Genomic DNA, 24,712 nt, shown 5'->3' with positions numbered 1-24,712 from the left:
CAGTGGTAGACGTTCGGGAATGAGACCTCGACGTGTGCTGACCGTGGCCCTGCTGTCCCTGGTGGCCGCGGCCCCGTTCGCCACGGCGGTACCGTCCCGCCCGGACGCCGACGAGGTCCGGCCGCTCGGGCAGGTCGTGCCCGCGCCGTCCTCGGTCGAGCCGGACGGGACGGCGTTCACCCTCGGGGACGCCGCCGGGATTCACGTCCCCGGCGGCTCCGCACAGGCCGGGGCGATCGCCGGCCAACTGGCCGCGCTGCTGCGGCCGTCGACCGGGTACGCCCTGCCCGTGACGGCGGACCGGGCCAGGGAAGGCATCGTGCTCGCGCTCGACACCGCCGCCCGCACCGGGGCGGAGGGCTACACCCTGCGGTCCACCGCCCGTTCCGTCGTCATCCGCGCGGCCACGCCCGCCGGGCTCTTCCACGGGGTGCAGACGCTGCGGCAGTTGCTGCCCGCCGACGTCGAGCGCCGGTACGTCGTCCGGCGGCCGTGGACCGTCCCGGGCGGCACGATCTCCGACGCCCCGCGCTACGGCTACCGCGGCGCGATGCTGGACGTGGCGCGCCACTTCTTCACCGTGGACGAGGTCGAGCGCTACGTCGACCAGCTCGCCCTCTACAAGATCAACCGACTGCACCTGCACCTGACCGACGACCAGGGCTGGCGCATCGCCGTCGACGGCCTGCCCCGGCTGACCGCCCACGGGGGCAGCACCGAGGTCGGCGGCGGTCCGGGCGGGTTCTACAGCAAGGCCGACTACCGCGAGATCGTGGCGTACGCGGCGAGCCGCTACATGACCGTCGTGCCCGAGATCGACATGCCGGGCCACACCAACGCCGCCCTCGCCGCCTACGCGGGGCTCAACTGCGACGGCGTCGCCCGCGAGCTCTACACGGGCACCAAGGTCGGCTTCAGCTCGCTCTGCGTGTCCAGGCCCGCCACCACCGCCTTCGTGGAGACCGTCCTGCGCGAGGTGGCCGCCCTCACCCCCGGCCCGTACCTGCACATCGGCGGCGACGAGGCGCGGGCCACGCCCCACGCCGACTACGTCGCCCTCATGGACCGTGCGCAGGCGGTGGTCGGCGGGCTCGGCAAGACGCCCGTCGGCTGGCACCAGCTGACCGGCGCCCACCCCGTCCCGGGCGCCGTCGCCCAGTACTGGGGGACCGGCGCCAAGGACCAGGCCGACGTCGCGGCCGCCGCCCGCGCGGGCACCCGGCTGATCCTGTCGCCGGCCGACCGCGCCTACCTCGACATGAAGTACGACGAGGACACCCCGCTCGGTACCTCCTGGGCGGGCCGGATCGACGTCCGGCGCGCCTACGACTGGGACCCCGCTGACCTCGTCGCGGGCGCCCCGGCCGACGCCGTCCTCGGTGTCGAGGCCCCGCTGTGGTCCGAGACGGTCACCAGCAGCGCCGACATCGAGTACATGGCCTTCCCCCGCCTGCCCGCCGTCGCCGAACGCGGCTGGACCCCCGCGGCGCGCACCGGCTGGGCGTCCTTCCGGGAGCGACTGGCGGCCCAGGGCCCGCGGTGGACGGCGATGGGGATGAACCACCACCGGGCTCCCGGCATCGACTGGCCGGCCGCCGCCACCGGCCCCGGCGACGTCGCCGGACTGTCCTGAGGGAAGGCCGGGCCCGGTGAGAGCAAACTCTCACCGGGCCCACCGCGCCGTGCCGGGGAAGGGGAACGGTCACTCCTCCACGAGCAGCCCCCGCCGCAGCCGCCCGAGGGTGCGGCTGAGCAGCCGCGAGACGTGCATCTGGGAGATGCCGAGCTCCTCACCGATCTCGGACTGTGTCATGTTGCCCACGAAGCGCAACGAGAGGATCTGCCGGTCGCGCGCCGGGAGCTCGGCGATCAGCGGCTTGAGGGACTCCACGTACTCGATCCCCTCCAGACCGTGGTCCTCGTAGCCGATGCGGTCGGCGAGGGCCCCCTCGGAGTCGTCCTCCTCGGGCTGGGCGTCCAGCGAGCTCGCGGTGTACGCGTTGCTGGCGCTCATGCCCTCGACGACCTCGGACTCGGTGATCTGCAGCCTGTCGGCCAGCTCGGCGACGGTCGGCGCGCGGTCCAGCTGCTGTGCGAGCTCGTCACCGGCCTTGGCCAGGTCCAGCCGCAGCTCCTGAAGCCGGCGCGGGACCCGCACGGACCAGGAGGTGTCACGGAAGAAGCGCTTGATCTCGCCGATGATCGTCGGCATCGCGAACGTGGGGAACTCGACCCCGCGGCTCAGCTCGAAGCGGTCGATGGCCTTGATCAGCCCGATCGTGCCCACCTGGACGATGTCCTCGACGGGTTCGCTGCGGGAGCGGAACCGGGAGGCGGCGAACTTCACCAGGGCGAGGTTGAGCTCGACCAGCGTGTTGCGTACGTAGCTGTACTCGGGCGTGCCCTCCTCCAGCGTCTCGAGCCGCTGGAAGAGCGTCTTGGACAGGGCCCGAGCGTCGACCGGACCCACCTCGTCGAAGGGCGGGATCTCCGGGAGGTCCTCCAGGCCCTCCGGTGTTCCGTGTTCCTCGTGGACGCTGGCCTCGGTGGTCGCCGACGCGTCGCGCGCGTCGAGCCGGGATGCCATGCTCTCCTCCTCGGTGCGGCGGCAGGGCAAGCGGAGCGTGAAATTCAGCCCACACTCAACGCCTACCCCGTTCGGCGTGGATATTGCAACCCGGCGGTCATCGATCTGCGGGCCGCCGCCGGAGCGACTACCGCCCTGATCAGGAAGCGCGTAGGGTGCGAGATGCGGATCGCCGAGTCGTCCGGGAGGAGTGTGCATGGACCGCGAGATGGTCGACACGGCCGGGCGGGACCGGCTGCACGTTTCCGTGCAGCGGTACGGCACGAAGGCGGTCGTGGCACCTGCCGGTGAGCTCGACCACCACACCGCCGACCTGCTGCGCGAGCCGCTCGACACACTGATCGAGGACGGCTTCGGCACCCTCGTGGTGGACTGCACGCATCTGGAGTTCTGCGACTCCACCGGACTCAACGTCCTGCTCGGCACCCGGCTGAAGGCCGAGGCCGCGGGCGGGGCGGTCCATCTGGCCGGGATGAAGCCGGCCGTGGCCAAGGTCTTCGCGATCACCGGGGCCGAGGCCGTGTTCACCGTCCACGACACCCTGGACGACGCCCTCAAGGAGTGACCCTCCGCAGTGCTCCCCACGGGGGGCGTTGTGGCACGCCCTGTTTCGTCCGCATCCGGAGGTGTTCACCGGAGCGGCCCGGGCAGGAGAGACCTCGGGATCACTTCGGACACTGGCGGACATCGGTGAGTGGAGGCGCTGATGAGCACCACCCGGCCCCCTACGGCCGACGACCGCGACCCGGATCCGGGCGATGCGGCACTGCCGCCGCGCGCCCAGGGCGCCCAGGACGCTGAGACACGGCGGCTTTCCCTTGCCGACGTGGCCGGCGTGGTGCCCAGCGCCCGTGACTTCACCCGCCAGGCCCTCTACGACTGGGGCTGGCTGCCGGCCGAGACCGCGGACCGCCGCGCGGCGGCCGAGGACGTCCTGCTGGTGGTGTCCGAGTTGGTCACCAACGCCTGCCTGCACGCGGGCGGTCCCGAGGAGCTGCGGCTGTTCCGCCACTCCAAGGCGCTGCGCCTGGAGGTCGCCGACGGCGGCACCGGCAGTCCCGCCCCGCGGACCCCGCACCGGGCCGGACGGCCTGGCGGGCACGGGATGTTCATAGTGCAGCGGCTCTGCCTGGACTGGGGGGTCGTACGCCACGCCGACGGCCGGCCGGGCAAGACGGTCTGGGCCGAGGTCGCCGCCCCGGCCTGAGCCGGATCTCTTCCCCTCTTTCCCTCACGGGCGTACTGTCGCGCCACATCTGATGGATCGTCAGTAACTTCTGGGGGAAGGGAGACATCCGGTGTCGCTCCCCAAGCGCAAGGTGGCCGCGGTGTCCACCGTCGGCGCCGTCATGGCGGCGGCCGTCCTCGGCAGCGCCCCGGCCGCGTACGCGAAGGTCGTGGACGTCAAATACGACTGCAAGACCCCGATCGGCGACAAGAGCGCCGTCTCGCCCATCGACATCACCGCCACCACATCGGGGTCGGGCTACAGGATCGTGATGTCGTTCCGCAAGGGCGTCTCCTCCAGTCCCGTCGACCTGGGGAAGGGCGCCATGAATCCGAGTGCCCTCATCACCCTCGGTGGGGCCGACAGCGGGTCGCTCAAGGTGTCGGGTCCCGCGAACGCCGCGACCGTGCCCGCGAACACCCCGATCAAGATCAACGACTTGTCGGGCACCTACGTCCCGCGTGGGAGCGGCAAGGTCACCTTCACCGCGGGGGTGCTCACCATCAAGGCCCTCGGTACGACGACGACCTGCACCCCGGGGAACGGCCCGGGGCCCTCGCTGACCCTCGATGTCACCGCGGCGGCCGGGTCCAAGGGCGGCTCCGCCTCCGGCGGTTCGGGCGGGTCCGGCGGCGAGTCCCTGCCGCGGACCGGGCCCGAGGACGGCGCCGTCGCCCTGGGCACCCTCGGTGGCACCGTCCTGCTCCTGGGCGCCGCCGGCGTGCTCTGGCTGACCCGCCGTCCAGGACACCGTATCTGACGGCCCGTCAAATTCGGTCAGGCTTTCGCATTGACTTCTCTTGATCGCCGGACGTCAATGACCGTCGGCGGTACAGAAAGGGACTCTGTACCAGAAAAGTGATCAAGAGGTGCAAAATGATCGCGTTTCCTCGCAATGGCGCCTTATGGAGACGGAGGTCCGCCGCCGTGCTCGGGGCGTTCGCCCTCGCACTGGGCGGCGGGACCCTCCTCGCCGGGCCCGTCGCCGCGGCGGCCTCCGCCTTCCAGGTGCACTGCATTCCGCCGGGCATCTCCGGCATCCCGCCGTTCGACGGGCCGACCGTCGCCGACATCTCGGTGAGCGACACGACCCCGCAGGTCGGCGACACGGTCACCGTCACCTACGTGCTGGACGGCCCCATGGCCAACACCAGCAGCTTCAACCTCCCCATCCCCGAGGACCAGATCACCCCGACCGTCAAGGTGCGGCTCGGCGGCGCGCAGACGCAGGAGCTCACCCTCGTCGGCCCCAAGGAGAACCCGGTCATCCCGGCCGGTGCCGACTTCCCGAACTTCACCATCACCGGCACCTTCACGGTCACCGCGCCCGGTCAGATCACCCTCACCCCGGGCGACTACAACGTCCACTCCGACTACGGCATCTCGGCCGACACCCCCTGCACCGTGCTCAACCCGCCCGCCCCCGTCGCCGAGACCATCACCGTGGCCGCGCCCAACGGCCGACACATCGCGCTCGGTTCCTCCTCCGGCCCGATCGGGGCGCAGGTCACGGTCACGGGCACCGGCTTCACCGCGGGCGCCGCCGTGACCGTCGCGGGCGTCCAGGGCGCCACCGCCACCGGTGAGTCCACCTCCGCCACGGCCGACGGCTCCGGTGCCTTCAGCGCGACGCTGGCCGTCGGCGACCTCGACACCACCGGCATCGTCGCGTTCGAGGGCGGCGGGTACGACCCGGCGACCGCCGCCGGGCCGGTGGCCTACACCGTCATCGACACCACCCCGCCGCCGCCGGGCAGTCAGAAGCTCACCACCTCGGTGAAGGCGGGCACCCTGTCGATGACCCAGGCCGGGGACACCGTCGAGATGGCCCCCGTCGACTTCGGCGAGGGCGGCCCCTCCACGGGCGCACTGCAGACCGTGACCGTCAAGGACTTCCGCGGCGGGAGCACGGGCTGGTCGCTCACCGGCAAGGTCACCGACTTCAAGGGGCCCGGCGGCGCGCTCATCGGCGCCGACCGGCTCAGCTGGCAGCCCGCGTGCGTCGCGGCGTCCGGCAGTCCCAGCACCTGCGCCGCGGGCTCCGCCGGCACCGTGGGCAGCGCGGGCGCGACGCTGGCCCAGGCGTCCGACGGGACCCTGACCGGCGGCGAGTTCACCGTGGACGCGGGGCTGTCGCTGGACGTGCCCGCGTTCTCCGCCACGGGAAGCTACTCCGGAGTCTTGACCCTCACGCTTACCTGACGCACAGTCAGATAGCTCGGGTGGGCCGGCCGCCACGACCGGCCCACCACCGGACCGCGAGGGAGCGCCGTCATGACCAGAGCCAGTGCCGGAGCCAGGGCGTCCGGCGCGCTCCCGACCGTCCTCCTCGTCCTCCTCGTCCTGCTCGGTCTCCTCGGCCTCGGCACGGCATCCGCACCCGCCGCCCTCGCCGCGGACAACGGCCGCTGGTCGGTCTTCCCGGCCCCGGCCGCCGGGGCGAAGGACCGCAGCCCCACCGCCCAGGAACGGCCCTTCTTCACCCTGGAGGCCGACCCCGGAACCACGATCGCGGACAAGGTCTCCGTCTCCAACCTCTCGGGCGGGCCGATGACCTTCCGGCTCTACGGCGCCGACGCCTACAACACCCCGCGCGACGGCGGCTTCGCCGTGCGCGGTGCCGACGAGGAGAACACCGACCTCGGCTCCTGGGTACGGCTGGCCCGGAGCAGCATCACCATCCCCGCCCGCACCCGCGCCGACATCCCCTTCACCGTCACCGTCCCCACCGACGCCTCGCCCGGCGACCACCCCGGTGCGATCGTCGCCCTCGACACCCGCGTCGGCGCCGCCCCGGGCGACGTACGGGTGGGCGTGCGCAGGGCCGTCGGGGCCCGCGTCTACCTGCGCGTCGCAGGACCAGGCCTCGCCGCCCTGTCCGTGGAGCACGTCACCGTCGGCCACGGCGGACCGCTGTTCCCCGGCACCGGCGACAGCCACGCCACCATCCGCTACACCCTCGTGAACCGGGGCAACGTCTCGCTCACCCCGCGGCTCGCCGTCACCGCGCGGGGCCTGTTCGGCCGCACGCTGCTGGACCGCCCGGCACGCACCCTGCCCCTGGAACTGCTGCCCGGCCAGCGCGTCGAGCTCACCGAGCCCTGGGCGGGCGCCCCGCAGTTCGACCGGGTCGGCGTGCGGCTGCGCGTCACCGCGGTACGCGCCGACGTCGACGAGACCGCCGGCGCCTCGTTCCTCGCGGTGCCCTGGGCGGCCGTGGGCCTCGCCCTGGCCCTCCTCGGGGGCCTGGTCATCCTGCTGGTGCGGGTCCGCGCGCGGCGCCGGGCGGCGCCGGCGGACCCGGCGGTGGGGGAGGAGCCGTGCGAGGCCGGCGGCACCGACCTCGCGGCCCGCGCGGGCGGCGGACCCGACGACCCCGGCGCCACCGGCGCGACCGTCGGCGGCAGGACGGCGTGAGGCCCATGCGACGGCGCACCCACCGGATTCCCGCGGCAGCCCTCTGCCTCCTCGCGCTGCTCCTCCTGAGCGCCCCCGCCCCTTCCGCGGCGGCTCCCGGCCCGGCCGTGACCGTCAGCCCCGAGCAGGCCGGCGCCGGCGGCGACATCACCGTACGGGGCACCGGCTGGCGGCCGCACACCCTGCTCACGCTGCTGATCTGCGGCCAGAACGCGATCGGCGGCACCAACTCCTGTGCCAACGCGTACGGCCGGGCCGTCACCACCGACGCCCACGGCGCCTTCCGCCGCGCGATGGCGGTCGCGGAGCCGCCCGAGCCCTGCCCGTGCGTCGTCCACGTCGCCACCGTCACCGGTGAGCACACGGTGGTGGACGCGCCCTTCGTCGTCGCCGGCCACCCGACCGCCCCGCTGCCCGAGCGCACCGGCGATGGCCGGCTCGCCGTGCTCAGCGCCCGGCTCGACGGCTCGAACGGCCTGCTCACCTGGTTCGGCGCCCCGCCCGGCCGGCGCCTGGTGCTCACCGTCGGCAACCTCGGCACGGGCCCGGCCAAGGACCCCGTCTTCCGGGTCGGCACCTCCCACGGGCTCTTCGGGCCCCAGTGGGAGGAGCGCACCTGGCGCGGCACCGTCCAGCCGGGCAGGAAGGCCCGGGTCGAGTTGCCCGTCGAGCTGGCGGCCGGCGCCCACGGCGACTACACCGTGACCCTGGAACACGGGGGCAAGGTGCTGGTCACCGAGCCCTGGGACGTCCCGCGCCCCTGGGGCGTGACCCTCTTCTGGCTCCTGCTCTGCGTCGTCGTGCCCGCCGCGCTCTTCCGGCTCTGCATGGCCGTCGTCAACTGGGTCCGCCCGCGTGCCCCGGGACCTGCGGGCCCGCCCCCCGGCCCGCCGGCCGGCCCGGCGCCCACCCTGCCGTGGTTCAGCCACGACCACCAGCCGCAGCACCGCACCGCTGAGGCCACCTCATGGACGGACGGCACCGCCCACCGCCACGAAAGGAACCACACGTGACCCACCGACGATCCCGGGCCGCCACCGCCGTCGGCCTCGCCCTGATGCTCAGCGGTGCGGGCGTCCTCGCCGCGGCCCTCCCGGCCGCTGCCGCCGAAGTGGCGTACGCCACCGAGTGCACCCCGCCCGCGGCGTCCGGCCTGCCCAAGGTCAACGGGACCACCAAGGCGGACATCAGCGCGCCCGCCACGGCCGCGGTGGGCGACGAGATCGAGGTGGTCTGGAAGTTCACCCAGGCCGCCTCCAAGAACCCGGACCTCATCGACCTCCCCGCGAACAGCGTCAAGCCGTCCGGTGAGATCACCGTCGCCGGCGCCCAGAGCGGCGGCCTGGCCGTCGAGGGACCGCGCGAGAACCCGGCGATCCCCAAGAACAGCGAAATGAAGCTCTCCGACATGAAGGGCACGCTGAAGCTCACCGCACCCGGCGACGTGACGCTCACCCCCGGCGGTTACGCCATCAACGCCTTCTCCACGGACACCACGTGCGTGCCCACCGGCACCGTCCCGGTCGCCGCGACGATCAAGGTGACGGCGGACGGCGGCGGCACCGGCACGCCGACGACCACCCCGACCACGACCCCCACCACCACGCCGAGCACCACCCCCACGACGAGGCCGAGCACCACGCCCAGCGGCACCGCCACCGGCGGAACCTCCCACACCGGCAAGGAGGTCGACGTCTCCTACGCCTGCAAGACCCCGATCGGCGACAAGAGCGCGGTCTCGCCCGTGCGGATCGACGCCGAGGAGAAGGGCGGCGCCTACGACCTCACCGTCCGCTTCGGCGAGTCCGTGATGGACAGCCCCGCCGACATACCCGCCGACTCCGTCAAACCCTCCATGAAGGTCGAGGTCGGCGGCGTGGACCAGGGCGAGGTTGCCGTCGAGGGCCCCACCAACAAGGACCCCATCAAGGCGGGCGACCCCATCGAGATCCCCGACCTCACCGGCAGGTACACACCCGCCCACGACGGGCAGGCCACCCTCACCCCGGGCGTGCTGACCGTCGAGGCCCTCGGCACCACCACGACCTGCACCCCCACCAAGGACCCCGGAGTCTCCCTGACCCTGGACGTCACCGGCCAGGAGGGCGGCATCACCGGCGGTTCCGGCGGGTCGTCCGGCACGTCGGGCGGCACGACCGGCACCTCCGGCGGCCTCGCCGACACCGGTTCCTCCGACCGGGCCGCCCTGCACGCCCTCGCCCTCGTCGCGGGGACCGTGCTCCTCCTCGGCGGCGCGGTCTTCACCTTCACCCCGTGGAGCCGCCTGCGGCGCTGACCCGGGGCGCGCACCGGCTACCGCGCGGTGGGGCCGTCCAGCTCCTCGATCGAGGCGTTGGACGGCCCGCGCTCGCCCCGCAGACCCTCCGCCACCGACCCGGCGTCGCGCAGCACCCGGACCGCGTTGCGCCACGCCAGCTTCGCGAGGTCGTCCTCGGACCAGCCGCGGCGCAGGAGTTCGGCGAACAGCCGCGGGTAGCCCGAGACGTCGCCGAGGCCCTCGGGGAGGTGGGCGACGCCGTCGTAGTCGCCGCCGAGGCCGAGGTGGTCGACGCCGGCGACCTCGCGCATGTGGTCGAGGTGGTCGGCGACGGTGCCGATGTCCGCGACCGGCCGGGGATGGTCGGCCGCGTAGGCCTCCTGGACGGCCTGGGCCTCGGCGGACTGGTCGAGCGGGTGCAGGCCGTGGGCCTTCATGTTCTCGTTCGCGCCGACGATCCACTCGGCTGCCGCCGGCAGGATGAACTGCGGCACGAAGGTGGCCATCGCGACACCGCCGTTGCGGGGCAGCTGCTCCAGGACGTCGTCCGGGACGTTGCGGACGTGGTCGCAGACGGCGCGCGAGGAGGAGTGCGAGAAGAGCACCGGGGCCTGGCTGACCCGCAGCGCCGCCCGCATGGTGCCGGGGGAGACGTGGGAGAGGTCGACGAGCATGCCGAGGCGGTTCATCTCGCGGACGACCTCCTCGCCGAAGGCGGTCAGGCCGCCGTGCCGCGCCTCGTCCGTGGCAGAGTCGGCCCAGTCGATGGTGTCGTTGTGGGTGAGCGTCATGTAGCGCACGCCCAGCGTGTACAGCATCCGCAGCACACCCAGAGAGTTGGCGATGCTGTGCCCGCCCTCGGCGCCCATCAGGGAGGCGATGCGGCCCTCGGCGCGGGCGGCCTCCATCTCGTCCGCGGTCACCGCGAGGCGCAGGGCGTCCGGGTGACGGCTGACCAGGCGCAGCACGCAGTCGATCTGCTCCAGCACGGCGACGACCGCGTCGCCCCCGGTGAGGTCGCTGCGGACGTACACCGACCAGAACTGCGCCCCGACGCCGCCCGCCCGCAGCCGGGGGATGTCGGTGTGCAGGTGGGCGGACTGGTCACCGGCGATGTCCCGCCGGTCGAGGTCGTAGCGGACCTGCTCGCGCAACCGCCACGGGAGGTCGTTGTGGCCGTCCACCACGGGGTGGGCGGTGAGCAGCTCCTGTGCGTGTGCGAGCAGGTCCATGGACTACTTCTTCCCTCCGAAACCGAAGCCGGCCGACCCCTCCACCTTGGCACGCAGGCGCTTGCCCTTCTCGGTGGCCTGCTGGTTCAGCTCGTCCTGGAAGTGCCGCATGCGCTCCAGCAGTTCGGCGTCGTGTGCGGCGAGCATGCGCACCGCCAGCAGGCCCGCGTTGCGCGCGCCGGCCACCGAGACCGTGGCGACCGGGACACCGGCGGGCATCTGCACGATGGACAGCAGCGAGTCCATGCCGTCCAGGTACTTCAGCGGTACGGGCACGCCGATCACCGGCAGCGGCGTCACCGACGCCAGCATCCCGGGCAGGTGCGCCGCGCCGCCGGCGCCCGCGATGATCGCCTTGAGGCCGCGCTCGGCGGCCTGCTCGCCGTACGCGACCATCTCGCGCGGCATGCGGTGCGCGGAGACGACGTCGACCTCGTACGGCACCTCGAACTCGTCCAGCGCCTGCGCGGCGGCCTCCATGACCGGCCAGTCGGAGTCGGAACCCATCACGATGCCGACCAGCGGCCCAGCGGGATTGCTCACTCTTGGATCGTCCCTCGCAGGTAGTCGGCGGCGTGCCGGGCGCGTTCGCGCACCTCGGCCAGGTCGTCGCCGTAGGTGTTGACATGGCCCACCTTGCGGCCGGGCTTCACGTCCTTGCCGTACATGTGGATCTTCAACTGCGGGTCCCGGGCCATGCAGTGCAGGTACGCCGCGTACATGTCGGGGTAGTCGCCGCCGAGCACGTTGGCCATCACCGTCCACGGCTGGCGCGGGCGCGGATCGCCCAGCGGCAGGTCCAGCACCGCGCGCAGGTGATTGGCGAACTGCGAGGTTATGGCGCCGTCCTGGGTCCAGTGGCCGCTGTTGTGCGGGCGCATGGCCAGCTCGTTGACGAGGATCCGGCCGTCCCGGGTCTCGAAGAGCTCGACCGCCAGGTGCCCGACGACACCGAGTTCCTTGGCGATGGTCAGCGCGAGCCGCTGGGCCTCCACCGACCGCGCCTCCGGCAGCTCGGGCGCCGGCGCGATCACCGTGTCGCACACGCCGTCGACCTGGATGGACTCCACCACCGGGTAGGCGACCGCCTGCCCGTGCGGGGAGCGCACGACGTTGGCCGCCAGCTCCCGCACGAAGTCGACCTTCTCCTCGGCCAGCACCGGCACGCCCGCCCGGAACGGCTCGGCGGCACCGGCCTCGTCGCGGACGACCCACACGCCCTTGCCGTCGTAGCCGCCGCGCACCGTCTTGAGCACGACGGGGTATCCCTCGCCCTCCTCGGCGAAGCGCGTCACGTCCGCGGGGCCGGAGACGATGCGGTGCCGCGGGCACGGCACGCCGATCGAGTCGAGCTTCGCGCGCATCACGCCCTTGTCCTGGGCGTGCACCAGCGCGTCGGGCCCGGGGCGGACGGCGATGCCGTCGGCCTCCAGCGCCCGCAGGTGCTCGGTGGGGACGTGCTCGTGGTCGAAGGTGATCACGTCGCAGCCGGCGGCGAACGCGCGCAACGTGTCGAGGTCGCGGTAGTCGCCCACCACGACTTCCCCGGCGACCAGGGCCGCGGAGTCCACGGGCGTGTCGCTGAGGAGCTTGAACCTGATGCCGAGGGGGATGCCCGCCTCGTGGGTCATACGGGCGAGCTGGCCGCCGCCGATCATGCCGACTACCGGGAATGTCACAGTCACCAGGATATCGGGGCACGAATGTCGCACCGACCGCCGTCCCGCGGGGGCCCCGGATAGCATGAAGGTCACTGACCAGACACAGACGGGGCCGAACGATCACATGGACGGTGCGACCGGGTCCAGCACCCGCGCAGGACTGCGGAACGGGCTGACCGCGATGACCCGCGAGATCGCCAAGTTCGGGGCGGTCGGCGGGGCGGGGGTCCTGGTCAACATCGGGGTCTTCAACTTCGTCCGGCACGTCACCGACCTCCAGGTCGTACGGGCCAGCATCATCGCGACCGTCGTCGCGATCGTCTTCAATTACGTGGGCTTCCGCTACTTCACCTACCGTGACCGCGACAAGTCGGGCCGTACCCGCGAGCTGACCCTCTTCCTGGCGTTCAGCGCGGTGGGCCTGGTGATCGAGAACGGGGTGCTCTACACGGCGACCTACGCCTTCGGCTGGGACAGCCCGCTGCAGAGCAACGTCTTCAAGTTCATCGGCATCGGCGTGGCGACCCTGTTCCGCTTCTGGTCCTACCGCTCCTGGGTGTTCAAGGCGCTGCCCGTCCGCGAGACGGTGCAGCAGGCAGAATCGTTCCTGGTCGCTAAGGGCACCGAGACCCCCGGCGCCAGGACCGGAACCCACGGCGCCCGGTCCTCCGCGCGCTGAAGGCCGGCTAGCGCTTCTCCGTGCCCCTCCCGCGGGTGGCCCGGTCCTCCCCTGCCAGGAAGAGCGCGAAGACCGGAGGACGCTGCTGCAGCAGCTCCAGCCGGCCTCCGTCGGCCTCGGCCAGGTCGCGCGCGACTGCGAGGCCGATGCCGGTGGAGTTGCGGCCGCTGACCGTGCGCTCGAAGACCCGGGCCCCCAGCTCCGGCGGCACGCCCTGCCCCTCGTCCGTGACCTCGACCACGACCTGCGTCCCGGTGACCCGGGTGGAGATCGCGACCGTGCCGGAGCCGTGCATCAGCCCGTTCTCGATCAGCGTCGCCAGCACCTGGGCCACCGCCCCGGGGGTGCCGACCGCGCGCAGCCGCTTCTTGCCCGCGGAGGTGATGGCCCGGCCCGCGCTGCGGTACGCCGGGCGCCACTCCTCCACCTGCTGCTTGATCACGTCGTCGATGTCGAAGACGACCGCCGAGCCGGTCCGCGGGTCCCGCGCGTTGGTGAGCAGCCGCTGCACGACGTCCGTGAGCCGTTCCACCTGACCGAGTGCGATCGTCGCCTCCTCCTTGACGGCGTCCTCGTCCTCGGCCGTGGCGATGATCTCCTCCAGCCGCATCGACAGCGCCGTCAACGGCGTCCGCAGCTGGTGGGAGGCGTCGGCCGCCAGGCGCCGCTCGGCGGTCAGCATCCGGGCGATCCGCTCGGCGCTGCGGTCCAGCACGTCGGCGACCCGGTCCAGCTCCGGCACCCCGTAGCGCCGGTGGCGCGGTCTCGGGTCGCCCGAGCCCAGGCGCTCCGCGGTCTCCGCCAGGTCGGTCAGCGGGCTGCCGAGCCGGCGCGCCTGGCGCACCGCGAGCACGACGGCGGCCAGCACCGCCAGCAGCGCCACCGCCAGGATGATCAGCAGGGTGCGGCCGATCTCCTGGCTGACCTTGCTGCGGGACTCCTCGACGGTGACGATCTCGCCCTGCTCGCCGGTCTGCCGGGAGGAGATCACCTGGCCCGTGGGCCTGGTGCCGATGGTGATCGGGTCCGCCCCGGGGATCTGCACCAGCGCGTACCGCCCGGGAGCGATCTGCTGGGCCAGCACCTCGCGGCTGATCCGCTCCTCGCCGATCATCCTGCTCTCGACGATGCCGACCAGCCGGACCGCCTCCGAGTCCACGCTCTCCTTGGCGCTGTTCTCGATCGTCCGGGCCTCCACCAGGACGAGGGAGACACCGAAGACGGCGATGACGACGAGCACCACGGCGAGCGTGGACTGGATGAGACGGCGGCGCATGAGTGAAGCGTCTCAGACCGTGAGGGCCCCGGGCGTGCTAGTTCTTCTCGAACCGGAAGCCGACACCGCGCACCGTGGAGATGTAGCGGGGGGCCGCCGCGTCGTCGCCGAGCTTCTTGCGCAGCCACGAGATGTGCATGTCCAGGGTCTTGGTGGAGGACCACCACGTGGTGTCCCAGACCTCGCGCATCAGCTGCTCCCGGGTGACCACCCGGCCGGCGTCGCGCACCAGCACCCGTAGGAGGTCGAACTCCTTCGCGGTGAGCTGCAGTTCCTCGTCGCCCATCCACGCGCGGTGCGACTCGACGTCGATCCGCACGCCCTGGGTGGAGGGATGCTGGGCCTCGGCGGTGCCGCGCCGCAGCAGCGCCCGCACCCGGGCCAGCAGCTCGGCCAGCCGGAAGGGCTTGGTCACGTAGTCGTCGGCGCCGGCGTCCAGGCCGACCACCGTGTCCACTTCGTCGGCGCGGGCGGTGAGCACCAGCACCGGGAAGCCATGGCCTTCGGTGCGCAGCCTCCTGCACACCTCCAGCCCGTCCATTCCGGGCAGCCCCAGGTCGAGCACCAGAAGATCGAAGGAGCCGAGCAGGGCGGCTTCGAGCGCCGCGGGTCCGTCCTCGCGCACCTCGACCTCGTACCCTTCGCGGCGCAGCGCGCGTGCGAGCGGTTCCGAGATGGATGCGTCGTCCTCGGCGAGCAGTACGCGGGTCATGGGCTGATGGTAGTCCGCCCGGAGAAACCGCACGCCGGGCGGGCCGTCACTGTTGTGAGGTACATCTCAAGTCATCCCATATAGCACATCTCGCGCTGCCATAAGGTAACGAAAGGCCCGAAACAGCCCATGGGACCTCTGGCGCGCCCCACGCGTCGAAGGACCCTTCTGCGACGGGACCGGTCCCCACCAGTATTTCAGTCAACGACCTGTAGGCCGGGGCCGCGCCTGTGAAGGCGTCGGCCGTGGATCCCGGTGCGCCTTGGTGCGCCCCGGTGCCGGTCACCCCCCACCCGGGCGCGCACCGCTCTCGCAGCGCGTCCCGAGAAGCAAGGAAAGTCCATGGCGTCCAGCCTGACTGAGGGCCTTGCCGCGCCGAACTCCGGATTCAGCGGCAGGAACTTCCTCGGCCACCCCCGCGGCCTGGTCACTCTCTTCCTGACCGAGACGTGGGAGCGTTTCAGCTACTACGGCATGAGGGCGCTGCTCGTCCTCTACCTGACGGCCTCGGTCGCGGACGGCGGCCTCGGCATGAAGGCCGCCACCGCCTTTGCCATCTACAGCGTCTACACCGCCACGGTGTACCTGCTGGCGATGCCGGGCGGCTGGTTCGCCGACCGCCTGTGGGGCCCGCGCCGTACGGTCGCCATCGGCGGCGCGATCATCATGATCGGCCACTTCCTGCTGGCCGTGCCGGTGAAGGCCTCCTTCTTCGTCGGCCTGGTCTTCATCGCCGTGGGCTCCGGCCTGCTGAAGTCGAACATCTCGACGATGGTCGGCCAGCTCTACCCGGACCGCAACGACCCGCGCCGCGACGGCGGCTTCACGATCTTCTACATCGGCATCAACCTCGGCGCCTTCCTCGCCCCGCTGGTCATCGGCACCGTCGGCCAGCAGGTCAACTGGCACCTGGGCTTCGCCCTCGCCGGTGTCGGCATGGCGCTCGGCCTCGCCCAGTTCCTCATCGGCACCAAGCACCTCGCGCCGGTCTCCAGCGTGGTCCCCACGCCGCTGGACGTCGCCGAGCGCGCCGGCCTGATGAAGAAGGCGCTGCTGTGGCTGGTCGCCGCCGTCGTCTTCTACGGCGTGGTCACTTTCACCGGCCACTTCACGATCAACTGGGTGCTGTGGCCCCTCTCCCTGCTGGGCCTGGCCGTGCCGAGCTTCTACTTCTGGCGCATCCGACGCGACCAGGAGCTCACCTCGGACGAGAAGACCAAGGTCACCGGCTACATCTGGTTCTTCATCGTGGCCGCCCTGTTCTGGATGATCTACGACCAGTCGGGTTCCACGCTGACGGTCTTCGCCTCCGAGCACACCGCGTCCACGCTGTGGGGCTTCGACTTCCCCGAGAGCTGGTTCCAGTCGCTGAACCCGCTGTTCGTGATGGCCCTGGCCCCGGTCTTCGCCGCGCTGTGGATACAGCTGCGCCGGAAGAACCCGAGCACGACCGTGAAGTTCGCCCTCGGTCTCATCGGCATCGGCGCCTCCTTCGTCGTGATGATGCTGGCGCAGGCCGCCGCCTCGGGCGACGCCAAGGTCACCCCGCTGTGGCTGGCCGTGGTCTACCTGATCCAGACCACCGCCGAGCTGTGCCTGTCCCCGGTGGGCCTGTCGGTCACCACCAAGCTGGCCCCGGCCAAGTACGCCAGCCAGATGATGGGCCTGTGGTTCCTCGCCGTGACGGCGGGCGACTGCGTGGCGGCCATCCTCCAGCTGGTCATCGGCGACGGCTTCCTGTCGGAGACCTCCTTCGCGGTCCAGGGCTTCGTGGCGCTCGCCGCGGGCGCGGCCTTCATCGCGTACCGCAAGCGCGTCATCCGGCTCATGGGCGACGTCCACTGACGTCTGTGCCCGCGCACGCGCCGAGGGCCCGGAGCGGCACGCTCCGGGCCCTCGGCGCCTCTATGTGCGGCGCCGCGGTTGTTGCTGTTGCGGTTTCTCCCCCACCCGCCCGCCCGATTGCCCGCACTGACCGCGCCGGGCCATCGGGCGGGCGGCGGGAAAACCGCCCGCCGCAGGCGCAAACAACCCGCACACGACAACGGGCCGCAAGGGGCACCCCGGGCCGGAACCACACCGCACCCCGGAGGGCTACGCGTGGGGGCGGCCCATCGCCCGGAACGTCCAGCCCGCCGCACGCCACACCGCCGGCTCCAGTGCGTTCCGCCCGTCGATGACGTGCCGGTGCCGGGCCACCGCCCCGAGCACCGCCGGGTCGAGCTCGCGGAACTCCCGCCACTCCGTGAGGTGCAGTACGACGTCGGCCCCGCGGACCGCCTCCAGCGCCGTCGCGGCGTACCCGAGCGTCGGGAAGAGCCGCCGCGCGTTGTCCATGGCCTTGGGGTCGTACACGGTGACCTGGCCGCCCTGGAGGTGGATCTGCCCGGCGACGTTGAGCGCGGGGGAGTCCCGCACGTCGTCGGAGTCGGGCTTGAAGGCCGCGCCGAGCACCGCGATGCGCTTGCCGAGGAAGCCGCTGCCGCCGCAGGCCTCGCGGGCGAGCTCGACCATGTGGCTGCGGCGGCGCATGTTGATGGAGTCGACCTCGCGCAGGAAGGTCAGCGCCTGGTCGGCGCCGAGCTCACCGGCGCGGGCCATGAAGGCGCGGATGTCCTTGGGCAGGCAGCCGCCGCCGAAGCCGATGCCGGCGCGCAGGAACTTGTCGCCGATCCGCTCGTCGTGGCCGATGGCCTCGGCGAGCTTCACCACGTCGCCGCCGGCCGCCTCGCTGACCTCGGCCATGGCGTTGATGAAGGAGATCTTGGTGGCGAGGAAGGCGTTGGCCGCCGTCTTGACCAGTTCCGCGGTCGGGTAGTCGGCGACGACGAAGGGGGTGCCCTCGCCGACGGGGGCCGCGTAGACCTCGCGCAGCAGCTTCTCGGCGTGCCCGGAGGCGACGCCGACCACGATCCGGTCCGGGTGGAGGGTGTCCTGGACCGCGAAGCCCTCGCGCAGGAACTCGGGGTTCCACGCCAGTTCCGCCCCGTCCCCTGCGGGGGCGAGCTCGGCCAGGCGGGCCGCCAGCCGTGCCGCGCTGCCGACCGGGACGGTCGACTTGCCGACGACCAGTGCGGGCCGCTGCAGGTGCGGGGCGAGCAGCTCGAAGGCGCTGTCGACGTAGCTCATGTCGCAGGCGTACTCGCCCTGCTTCTGCGGGGTGTTCACGCAGACGAAGTGGATGTCGCCGAAGGCGGCGACCTCCTCCCAGGAGGTGGTGAAGCGCAGCCGCCCGCTGGAGTCCGGCAGGCCGGCGACGTGGCGGCGCAGCAGTTCCTCCAGGCCCGGTTCGTACATGGGCACGCGGCCCGCCGCGAGGGTCTCGATCTTGGCGGGGTCGATGTCCAGGCCCAGCACTTCGAAGCCCAGCTCGGCCATCGCCGCGGCGTGCGTGGCGCCGAGGTAGCCGGTGCCGATCACGGTGAGCTTGAGCGCCATGCGGACGGTCCCTCCCAGGTCGTGGCCTGATTGCGAGGTTGAGCATAGCCCCGGGCGGTGACCGGGCTTTCCCCGGCGCGTGCACCGAAGGGGGCCGGGGCATGGGCATGGCACCGTCCCAGGCGCCACAATGCCCCCTACGCACGCGTGGGGAGCGGGTGCACAGGGTGGGGGTGGATCATGACGACGACGGATCCGGTGGGCCACGAGGAGACGGCGGTCCCGGAAACGGAGCGGGAAGCGGCGCCGGGGAGGACGGCGGAGCCGGCCCGCAGGAGGCGCAGTCGCACCCGGAGGGTGCTGCTGGGCGCGCTGGTCCTGCTGGCCGCGGGGGTGCTGGGGGTGGCCGGGACGCTGTGGTGGACGGTGGACCACTACACCGGCAAGGTGGCCCGCATTCCCAACGTGTTCCCGACGAAGGTGCCCGAGAGCGAGCAGCCGCAGGCCGCCAAGGGCGGTGAAACTTTCCTCCTCGTCGGTGTGGACACCCGCTCCGAGCTGCCGACCACCGGCCGGGACGCCAAGGCCCCGGAGTGGAAGCGCGGTGCCCAGCGCAGCGACACGATGATGCTGGTGCACCTGCCGGCCGACCGCGAGCACGCGTACGTGGTCTCGCTGCCCCGCGACAGCTGGGTCCCGATCCCGGGGAACGGCAAGGCCAAGCTGAACGCCGCCTTCTCCTGGGGTGGCCCGCCGCTGCTGATCGACACCGTGCAGCGGCTCACCGACGTGAAGGTCGACCACCTCGCCGTCATCGACTGGAGCGGCTTCAAGACCCTCACCGACGACATCGGCGGCGTGGACCTGGACGGGAAGCACATGAACGGCGAGGAGGCCCTCGCGTACGTCCGCTGGCGCTACGACCTGCCGCGCGGTGACCTGGACCGCACCCACCGCCAGCAGGCCTTCCTGCGCGCGGTGATCGCCAAGACGCTGACCAAGGACTCCATGAGCAACCCGCTGAAGGCGAAGGAGCTGCTGGACCGGGTCACCGGTGTGGTCAGCGTCGACGACCGGCTCTCCGACGGGGACCTGCGCGACCTGATGTGGAGCATGCGCGGGGTGCGCGAGGGCGACATGGTCTTCATGAACGCCCCGGTCGGCGGGCTCGACATGATCAAGGGCCAGTCGGTGGTGCTGCTCGACGAGAGCGGCACCGCGCGGCTGTGGGAGGCCATGCGCAACGACACCATGGCCGAGTACGTGGCGAACCACTCCCTCGACCGCCTGGGCTCCTCCACCCCGTGAGCCCCGCGGGCGAGCGGGAAGAACGGAGGGGCCGGCCGGGCGCGGTGTGCGCGCCCGGCCGGCCCCTCGGCCGTCCCACGGGGTCAGGAGTCGGGCGTGACCGTGACCTTGTCGTCGTTCTTCAGCTCCGAGACGAGCTGCTTGACCTTCGGCATGTCCCACTTGAGGGCGCTGCCCACGTTGGTGCTGATGGAGCCCGAGGTCGGCATGTTCATCGAGACGCCCTCACCGCCGGAGACGCTCTTCATCGCCCAGAACATCGACACCAGGTCCCACAGGCTCATGTCCTTGTCGACGATCAGCGTGTCCAGGCCCGCGCCCATGGTCGGGTAGAGCTTGAAGGGGTTCAGGACCGTGCTCGGCGTGGCCGTCTGGCCCGCGAGCGCGGCGAGGAACTTCTGCTGGTTCTTGGTGCGGCCCAGGTCGCCCTCGGCCTCCTGGTAGCGCTGGCGGACGAAGGCCAGGGCCTCGTCGCCGTTGAGGGTCTGCTTGCCCTTCTTGATGTGCAGGCCCGAGTTCTTGTCGTCGATGTCGCGGGGGATGTCCAGCTCGACACCGCCGACCGCGTCGACGAGGCCCGCGAAGCCGGCGAAGCCGATCTCCGCGTAGTGGTCGATGTGCAGGCCCGTGTTGTACTCGACCGTGCGCACCAGCAGCGTCGGTCCGTCTATCGAGTAGGCGGCGTTGAGCTTGTTCTGGCCGCGCGAGGCGAACGTCTTGCCGGACTCGGAACCCTTGAATTCGGGGATCGTGACGTAGGAGTCACGGGGGAGCGAGATCAGCGAGTTCCCGTTGTCACCGACGTGCAGGATCATCATCGAGTCGGTCCGCTTGCCCTCGGCGGAGCCGGTGTGCAGCTGCTTCTTCTGCTCGCCGGACAGGCCCTCACGGCTGTCGGAGCCGACGATGAGGTAGTTGGTGCCCTCGCCGGTCTCCGGGCGGTCTATGACCGTGCCGAGGTCCACCTCGCGGCGCACCTTGCCGTCCGCCCAGAAGTAGGTGCCGATCGACCAGGCGGCGACCACGACGACCAGACCGATCAGGACGGCCTTCACCCGCCGCTTGCGGCTGCCGGGCGGTGAGGTGCGGCCGCCGGTGGACGGCGGGCCGTACGAGCCGCCGCCGTGACCGTCGTGGCCCGCGCCCGGGCCTGCGTGACCGGGGACGCCGCTGCCGTACGCCTGCTGGCGCGGCACGCTGCCGGGAGCCGCCGCCGCACGGCGCGGGGACAGCTCGGGGGGCAGCGGCGGCTCGGAGATCTGCTGCTGCCGCTGGTTCCTGTTGTCGGACCAACCGTCGGGCCATGCGTTCATGTACCGCAGTGTGCCCTGCCGCCCTGCCCGGCAGTGCCTCCGTGGCGCTTCTGAAGCAGAGCTGATGCAAAGGTCACAGGACCGCGGTGATGCGGTGACCGGTTGTGTCCGGGTGCTCTCAGCCGGTGAGGTGCGTCGGGGCGTTGGTGTGGGTCTCGATCATTCCGGCGGCCTGTTCCAGCAGTTCGTGCGCCAGGTTGGAGCAGGCCCGGGAGGCGGCCACGTCCTCCCCTATGCGCATGTCCGGCTCGTCGTTCGGATTGCGCCGCGAATAGCCGTGGCCCACCACGCCCGGGGCGCCGTCCCCGGAGAGCGAGGCGGTGCAGGCGGTGCGGCTGCCGTCCTCCTCCAGCGACAGCTTGATCGTCCACGTCTTCTCCATGGCGGATCACCTCTTGGACTTAGGGACGTCGGCCCCTTTCTCAGCATCCGCCCGGCCCCGCCGCCGGGCAAGGTGTGCCCGGCGGGAGCACGGCACGGCAGTGCTTAGGGTGGAGCCATGTTCGAGGAGCCACCCCCGCACCCTGTCCCGTTCAAGCCCACGTCCGCCTCGCGGATCACGCTGGCGCACATCATGACCCACCACGACACGAACCTGCTGGGCACCGTGCACGGCGGCGTGGTCATGAAGCTCGTGGACGACGCGGCGGGCGCCGTCGCCGGACGGCACTCCGAGGGGCCCGCGGTGACCGGCGCCATGGACGAGATGGCCTTCCTGGAACCGGTGCGGGTCGGCGACCTGCTCAAGGTGCAGGCCCAGGTCAACTGGACCGGGCGGAGCTCCATGGAGGTCGGCGTGCGCGTGCTGGCCGAACGCTGGAACGAGTCCGGCCCGGCGACCCAGGTCGCCAGCGCCTACCTGGTCTTCGTGGCCGTGGACGCCGAGGGCGCGCCGCGTCCGGTGCCCCAGATCGAGCCCGAGACCGACCGGGACCGGCGCCGGCTGCAGGAGGCGCAGATCCGCCGCACGCACCGGCTGGCCCGCCGCCGGGCGATCATGGAGCTGCGCGAGAAGCGCGCCGCCGAGGGCTTCGAGGACTGACGGCGCCCGGCGCCCGGCCCTCAGCCGCACGCGACGCGGTCGCCGCGCGCGGGCGGGAGCTCCACCGGCGGCGCCGCGGGCGGGTCCGGCTCACCGGCCCGCACCGGGGTCACGCCGTCGTAGTCCGCGCCCACGGTGATCCGCAGCGTCGACCCCAGCCCGGAGACCGCCCGCAGCTCGGCGTACGGCAGGGCCGTCCCCAGGGCCTTGGCGGAGCGGTCCCAGCCCGGGTCGTAGTGGATGACCGTGTACTCCGCGTCGTGCCGGACGGTGTTGCCGGGCGTACCGGTGGTGCGGAAGCCCAGGCGGCGCAGTTCCTTGTCCACGCGCGCCCCCAGTCCGTTGACCGTCGTCCCGTTGTTGACCTGGACGCGGATCGACTTGGGCGGCACGTCGACCTGTTCCGGCTCGGGCGCCGAGGGGCTGGGCGTGGCCAGGGGGCCGCCGTCCGGGCCGGTCAGCGGGCGGTCCTCGCGCAGCGCGTCGAAGATCCGCCCGGCGCCCTTCACGTCCCAGCGCAGGGTCGTGCCCACGCCCTGCACCCGGAACGGCGTGGCGTCCACCGGCACCGACGCGAACTCCACCGAGCTCGCCCCGAAGCCGCCCCGCAGCCCCGTGGCGAGCGCGATCAGGTCGTCCGGCTTGGTCTGCCGGTCCGCGCGCACCGAGCCCAGCGCGGCCCTGGCCACCTGGTCGAGCTTGACGGGGTTCTGCAGCAGCCCGATGTCGGTGACCCGGCGGACCAGGGCGGCCAGGAACCGTTGCTGGTTCTGCATCCGCGGGAGGTCGGGGCTCCCGGGGTAGTGACCGGAGCGCACGTACCGCAGCGCCGTGCCGCCGTCCGCGCGGACCGTGCCGGCGGGCAGGTCGAGGCCGGTCAGGGGGTCCCGCAGCGGCTGGGCGAAGCACAAGTCGACGCCGCCGATCTTGTCGACGGTCTTCATGAAGGAGCCGAAGTCGAACTCGGCGTAGTGGTCGACCTTGATCCCGGTCATCTTCTCGACCGTGCTGACGGCGAGCGAGGGGCCGCCCACCCCCCAGGCCCACTTCAGCTTGCCGGGGCGGGGCAGCTCCGCGTACGAGTCCCGCGGCAGGGCGACCACGCTGACCCGCCTGCCGTCCCGCGACAGGTGCGCCAGCATCATCGTGTCGGTGCAGTCGCAGGGCTCCCCGCCCAGGCGCAGCGCGGTGCGCTGCGCCGCGGTCAGCCCGCGGCGCACGTCGGTGCCGACCAGCAGGAAGTTGGTGCCCTTGGTGGGGTTGGGCCGGTTCTTCATCCCGGCGAAGGCGTCCACCCGCGCCAGGCGGTCGTCCATGTGCCCCAGGACGGCGTGCCCGATCCCGCTGGAGGTCAGGATGCCCAGCGAGACGGCGCCGAGGACGCGCATCCCGCGGCGCACGGGCGACCGCTTCCGGGCCCGGCGGGCGGCTGCGATGGGCTGCTGACGGCGACGAGCGACGGTCATGGAGTCACGCTAAGGAGTCATACCGTCGTACGGGATGAGCCCCGCCCGCCTGCACGTGTTCGTATCATCCGTTCGCGGTAACGTGTCCGGCTGTGAACGCTGCGACCCCCCACGTGCTGCCCGCCGTCTCCGTGATCATGCCGGTGCTCGACGAGGAGCGGCACCTGCGCAACTCCGTCCGCCACATCCTCGAACAGGACTACGCGGGCGAGCTCGAGGTCGTCATCGCCCTCGGCCCCTCCACCGACCGCACGGACGAGATCGCGGCGGAGCTGGTGCGGGAGGATCCCCGCGTCCACACGGTGCCCAATCCCACCGGCCGCACCCCCGCCGCCCTGAACGCCGCCATCAAGGCCTCCCGGCACCCCGTCGTGGTGCGGGTCGACGGCCACGGCATGCTCTCGCCCGACTACATCGACACCGCGGTGCGGCTGCTGGAGGAGACCGGCGCCGCCAACGTCGGCGGCATCATGCACGCCGAGGGCGAGAACGACTGGGAGCGCGCCGTCGCCGCCGCCATGACCTCGAAGATCGGCGTCGGCAACGCGGCCTTCCACACCGGCGGCGCCGCCGCCCCCGCCGACACCGTCTACCTCGGGGTCTTCCGCCGTGAGGTGCTGGAGCAGCAGGGCGGCTACAACGAGGAGTTCATCCGCGCCCAGGACTGGGAGCTGAACTACCGCATCCGCGAGGCCGGCGGCCTGATCTGGTTCTCGCCCGAGCTGCGCGTCTCGTACCGTCCGCGGCCCAGCGTGCGCGCGCTGGCCAAGCAGTACAAGGACTACGGACGCTGGCGCCGCGTGGTCACCCGTTACCACCAGGGCTCGGTCAACCTGCGCTACCTGGCCGCCCCGGCCGCCGTCGTGGCCATCGCGGCGGGTGTGGTGGTCGGCGCAGCGGTCACCCCGCTCGGCTTCGTCGTCCCCGGCGGCTACCTCGCGGCCATCGCACTGGGCTCGCTCCCGGCCGGCAAGGGCCTGTCCGCCCGCGCGCGGCTGCAGATCCCGGTGGCGCTCGCCACGATGCACATGGCGTGGGGCTACGGCTTCCTGACCAGCCCGCGCTCGCTCGCCCGGCGGGTCATCGCCAGCCGCCGCCCGGCGGTCCGGGCGGCGGCCGACGCGTGATGCGGCGG

Annotated in this window: 22 protein-coding genes and 1 pseudogene; 13 read left to right on the top strand and 10 right to left on the bottom strand. The window is 72.3% G+C overall.

The window, feature by feature from the left end:
• Nucleotides 1-19 precede the first annotated feature (19 nt).
• Nucleotides 20-1,633, top strand: a complete 1,614-nt coding sequence (locus tag PV410_RS28575; protein ID WP_500328642.1) for a beta-N-acetylhexosaminidase — start codon at nucleotides 20-22, stop codon at nucleotides 1,631-1,633.
• A 69-nt stretch (nucleotides 1,634-1,702) separates the two neighbouring features.
• On the opposite strand, the gene PV410_RS28570 is transcribed toward PV410_RS28575, so the two are convergent.
• Nucleotides 1,703-2,587 carry an RNA polymerase sigma factor SigF gene (locus PV410_RS28570; protein ID WP_500328641.1) on the bottom strand — a complete coding sequence of 295 codons (885 nt, stop codon included), beginning with the start codon at nucleotides 2,585-2,587 and terminating at the stop codon, nucleotides 1,703-1,705.
• Nucleotides 2,588-2,783: 196 nt separating this feature from the next.
• Here PV410_RS28570 and PV410_RS28565 point away from each other — a divergent pair, with 196 nt between their 5' ends.
• The 7 genes from PV410_RS28565 (at nucleotide 2,784) to PV410_RS28535 (ending at nucleotide 9,528) form a co-directional block, all read left to right on the top strand.
• The gene (locus PV410_RS28565) at nucleotides 2,784-3,152 is read left to right on the top strand and encodes an STAS domain-containing protein (RefSeq protein WP_499512192.1); all 369 of its coding nucleotides are present in this window, start codon (nucleotides 2,784-2,786) and stop codon (nucleotides 3,150-3,152) included.
• Between the two features lie 141 nt (nucleotides 3,153-3,293).
• Nucleotides 3,294-3,794 (top strand): ATP-binding protein, encoded by a 501-nt coding sequence (locus PV410_RS28560; RefSeq protein ID WP_500328640.1) that lies wholly within the window; start codon nucleotides 3,294-3,296, stop codon nucleotides 3,792-3,794.
• A gap of 142 nt (nucleotides 3,795-3,936) precedes the next feature.
• Nucleotides 3,937-4,575 (top strand): LPXTG cell wall anchor domain-containing protein, encoded by a 639-nt coding sequence (locus tag PV410_RS28555; protein ID WP_500328700.1) that lies wholly within the window; start codon nucleotides 3,937-3,939, stop codon nucleotides 4,573-4,575.
• A gap of 116 nt (nucleotides 4,576-4,691) precedes the next feature.
• Complete coding sequence (locus PV410_RS28550) at nucleotides 4,692-6,017, top strand: beta-xylosidase (protein WP_500328639.1); 1,326 nt, start codon at nucleotides 4,692-4,694, stop codon at nucleotides 6,015-6,017.
• Between the two features lie 72 nt (nucleotides 6,018-6,089).
• On the top strand, nucleotides 6,090-7,232 hold the full coding sequence (locus PV410_RS28545; protein WP_500328638.1) for a DUF916 domain-containing protein: 1,143 nt from the start codon (nucleotides 6,090-6,092) through the stop codon (nucleotides 7,230-7,232).
• A 5-nt stretch (nucleotides 7,233-7,237) separates the two neighbouring features.
• The gene (locus PV410_RS28540; protein ID WP_500328637.1) at nucleotides 7,238-8,245 is read left to right on the top strand and encodes a hypothetical protein; all 1,008 of its coding nucleotides are present in this window, start codon (nucleotides 7,238-7,240) and stop codon (nucleotides 8,243-8,245) included.
• Between the two features lie 44 nt (nucleotides 8,246-8,289).
• Nucleotides 8,290-9,528, top strand: coding sequence for a hypothetical protein (locus PV410_RS28535; RefSeq protein ID WP_500328699.1), 1,239 nt, complete (start codon nucleotides 8,290-8,292; stop codon nucleotides 9,526-9,528).
• A gap of 17 nt (nucleotides 9,529-9,545) precedes the next feature.
• Here the strand turns inward: PV410_RS28535 and PV410_RS28530 are convergent, their stop codons facing one another.
• Genes PV410_RS28530 through PV410_RS28520 form a run of 3 tightly spaced genes read right to left on the bottom strand, consistent with a single transcriptional unit; the run spans nucleotide 9,546 to nucleotide 12,421 of the window.
• Nucleotides 9,546-10,742 carry a dipeptidase gene (locus tag PV410_RS28530; RefSeq protein ID WP_500328636.1) on the bottom strand — a complete coding sequence of 399 codons (1,197 nt, stop codon included), beginning with the start codon at nucleotides 10,740-10,742 and terminating at the stop codon, nucleotides 9,546-9,548.
• Between the two features lie 3 nt (nucleotides 10,743-10,745).
• Nucleotides 10,746-11,249 carry a 5-(carboxyamino)imidazole ribonucleotide mutase gene (purE, locus tag PV410_RS28525; RefSeq protein ID WP_361797940.1) on the bottom strand — a complete coding sequence of 168 codons (504 nt, stop codon included), beginning with the start codon at nucleotides 11,247-11,249 and terminating at the stop codon, nucleotides 10,746-10,748.
• A gap of 32 nt (nucleotides 11,250-11,281) precedes the next feature.
• Nucleotides 11,282-12,421: a 5-(carboxyamino)imidazole ribonucleotide synthase gene (locus PV410_RS28520; RefSeq protein ID WP_500328635.1), complete on the bottom strand. Its 1,140-nt coding sequence runs from the start codon at nucleotides 12,419-12,421 to the stop codon at nucleotides 11,282-11,284.
• 163 nt (nucleotides 12,422-12,584) lie between these two features.
• Here PV410_RS28520 and PV410_RS28515 point away from each other — a divergent pair, with 163 nt between their 5' ends.
• A complete protein-coding gene (locus PV410_RS28515) occupies nucleotides 12,585-13,082 on the top strand; it encodes a GtrA family protein (protein WP_500328698.1) in 498 nt (165 codons plus the stop codon).
• A 7-nt stretch (nucleotides 13,083-13,089) separates the two neighbouring features.
• Here PV410_RS28515 and PV410_RS28510 read toward each other — a convergent pair whose 3' ends face one another.
• Nucleotides 13,090-14,358, bottom strand: a complete 1,269-nt coding sequence (locus tag PV410_RS28510) for a sensor histidine kinase (RefSeq protein ID WP_500328634.1) — start codon at nucleotides 14,356-14,358, stop codon at nucleotides 13,090-13,092.
• A 37-nt stretch (nucleotides 14,359-14,395) separates the two neighbouring features.
• Nucleotides 14,396-15,070: a response regulator transcription factor gene (locus PV410_RS28505; protein WP_018559726.1), complete on the bottom strand. Its 675-nt coding sequence runs from the start codon at nucleotides 15,068-15,070 to the stop codon at nucleotides 14,396-14,398.
• 342 nt (nucleotides 15,071-15,412) lie between these two features.
• Here PV410_RS28505 and PV410_RS28500 point away from each other — a divergent pair, with 342 nt between their 5' ends.
• Complete coding sequence (locus PV410_RS28500) at nucleotides 15,413-16,915, top strand: peptide MFS transporter (protein ID WP_500328633.1); 1,503 nt, start codon at nucleotides 15,413-15,415, stop codon at nucleotides 16,913-16,915.
• 249 nt (nucleotides 16,916-17,164) lie between these two features.
• Here PV410_RS28500 and PV410_RS28495 read toward each other — a convergent pair whose 3' ends face one another.
• On the bottom strand, nucleotides 17,165-18,508 hold the full coding sequence (locus PV410_RS28495; protein WP_500328632.1) for a UDP-glucose dehydrogenase family protein: 1,344 nt from the start codon (nucleotides 18,506-18,508) through the stop codon (nucleotides 17,165-17,167).
• Between the two features lie 180 nt (nucleotides 18,509-18,688).
• On the opposite strand from PV410_RS28495, the gene PV410_RS28490 reads away from it, so the two are divergent.
• A complete protein-coding gene (locus tag PV410_RS28490; protein ID WP_500328631.1) occupies nucleotides 18,689-19,756 on the top strand; it encodes an LCP family protein in 1,068 nt (355 codons plus the stop codon).
• A gap of 83 nt (nucleotides 19,757-19,839) precedes the next feature.
• Here PV410_RS28490 and PV410_RS28485 read toward each other — a convergent pair whose 3' ends face one another.
• Nucleotides 19,840-21,069, bottom strand: a complete 1,230-nt coding sequence (locus PV410_RS28485; protein WP_500328630.1) for an LCP family protein — start codon at nucleotides 21,067-21,069, stop codon at nucleotides 19,840-19,842.
• A 118-nt stretch (nucleotides 21,070-21,187) separates the two neighbouring features.
• Entirely contained in the window at nucleotides 21,188-21,451 is a 264-nt protein-coding gene (locus PV410_RS28480; RefSeq protein WP_499512179.1) for a DUF1876 domain-containing protein, read from the bottom strand.
• 117 nt (nucleotides 21,452-21,568) lie between these two features.
• On the opposite strand from PV410_RS28480, the gene PV410_RS28475 reads away from it, so the two are divergent.
• Nucleotides 21,569-22,111: an acyl-CoA thioesterase gene (locus PV410_RS28475; RefSeq protein ID WP_018559720.1), complete on the top strand. Its 543-nt coding sequence runs from the start codon at nucleotides 21,569-21,571 to the stop codon at nucleotides 22,109-22,111.
• Nucleotides 22,112-22,131: 20 nt separating this feature from the next.
• Here PV410_RS28475 and PV410_RS28470 read toward each other — a convergent pair whose 3' ends face one another.
• On the bottom strand, nucleotides 22,132-23,577 hold the full coding sequence (locus PV410_RS28470; RefSeq protein WP_500328629.1) for an LCP family protein: 1,446 nt from the start codon (nucleotides 23,575-23,577) through the stop codon (nucleotides 22,132-22,134).
• Between the two features lie 74 nt (nucleotides 23,578-23,651).
• On the opposite strand from PV410_RS28470, the pseudogene PV410_RS28465 reads away from it, so the two are divergent.
• A pseudogene (locus PV410_RS28465) lies at nucleotides 23,652-24,704 on the top strand (glycosyltransferase family 2 protein); the annotation flags it as partial.
• Nucleotides 24,705-24,712 lie beyond the last annotated feature (8 nt).

The organism is Streptomyces sp. PA03-5A (assembly GCF_033792725.1).
Classification (GTDB): Bacteria; Actinomycetota; Actinomycetes; order Streptomycetales; family Streptomycetaceae; genus Actinacidiphila.
The sequence above is the reverse complement of the archived record's forward strand: the minus strand, read 5'-3'. Positions and strand labels throughout refer to the sequence as shown.

Coding starts and splice junctions, on each gene's coding strand:
- PV410_RS28575 (WP_500328642.1), top strand. CDS start 20: ATGAGACCTCGACGTGTGCTGACCGTGGCCCTGCTGTCCCTGGTGGCC.
- PV410_RS28570 (WP_500328641.1), bottom strand. CDS start 2,587: ATGGCATCCCGGCTCGACGCGCGCGACGCGTCGGCGACCACCGAGGCC.
- PV410_RS28565 (WP_499512192.1), top strand. CDS start 2,784: ATGGACCGCGAGATGGTCGACACGGCCGGGCGGGACCGGCTGCACGTT.
- PV410_RS28560 (WP_500328640.1), top strand. CDS start 3,294: ATGAGCACCACCCGGCCCCCTACGGCCGACGACCGCGACCCGGATCCG.
- PV410_RS28555 (WP_500328700.1), top strand. CDS start 3,937: ATGGCGGCGGCCGTCCTCGGCAGCGCCCCGGCCGCGTACGCGAAGGTC.
- PV410_RS28550 (WP_500328639.1), top strand. CDS start 4,692: ATGATCGCGTTTCCTCGCAATGGCGCCTTATGGAGACGGAGGTCCGCC.
- PV410_RS28545 (WP_500328638.1), top strand. CDS start 6,090: ATGACCAGAGCCAGTGCCGGAGCCAGGGCGTCCGGCGCGCTCCCGACC.
- PV410_RS28540 (WP_500328637.1), top strand. CDS start 7,238: ATGCGACGGCGCACCCACCGGATTCCCGCGGCAGCCCTCTGCCTCCTC.
- PV410_RS28535 (WP_500328699.1), top strand. CDS start 8,290: ATGCTCAGCGGTGCGGGCGTCCTCGCCGCGGCCCTCCCGGCCGCTGCC.
- PV410_RS28530 (WP_500328636.1), bottom strand. CDS start 10,742: ATGGACCTGCTCGCACACGCACAGGAGCTGCTCACCGCCCACCCCGTG.
- purE (WP_361797940.1), bottom strand. CDS start 11,249: ATGGGTTCCGACTCCGACTGGCCGGTCATGGAGGCCGCCGCGCAGGCG.
- PV410_RS28515 (WP_500328698.1), top strand. CDS start 12,585: ATGACCCGCGAGATCGCCAAGTTCGGGGCGGTCGGCGGGGCGGGGGTC.
- PV410_RS28510 (WP_500328634.1), bottom strand. CDS start 14,358: ATGCGCCGCCGTCTCATCCAGTCCACGCTCGCCGTGGTGCTCGTCGTC.
- PV410_RS28505 (WP_018559726.1), bottom strand. CDS start 15,070: ATGACCCGCGTACTGCTCGCCGAGGACGACGCATCCATCTCGGAACCG.
- PV410_RS28500 (WP_500328633.1), top strand. CDS start 15,413: ATGGCGTCCAGCCTGACTGAGGGCCTTGCCGCGCCGAACTCCGGATTC.
- PV410_RS28495 (WP_500328632.1), bottom strand. CDS start 18,508: ATGGCGCTCAAGCTCACCGTGATCGGCACCGGCTACCTCGGCGCCACG.
- PV410_RS28490 (WP_500328631.1), top strand. CDS start 18,689: ATGACGACGACGGATCCGGTGGGCCACGAGGAGACGGCGGTCCCGGAA.
- PV410_RS28485 (WP_500328630.1), bottom strand. CDS start 21,069: ATGAACGCATGGCCCGACGGTTGGTCCGACAACAGGAACCAGCGGCAG.
- PV410_RS28480 (WP_499512179.1), bottom strand. CDS start 21,451: ATGGAGAAGACGTGGACGATCAAGCTGTCGCTGGAGGAGGACGGCAGC.
- PV410_RS28475 (WP_018559720.1), top strand. CDS start 21,569: ATGTTCGAGGAGCCACCCCCGCACCCTGTCCCGTTCAAGCCCACGTCC.
- PV410_RS28470 (WP_500328629.1), bottom strand. CDS start 23,577: ATGACCGTCGCTCGTCGCCGTCAGCAGCCCATCGCAGCCGCCCGCCGG.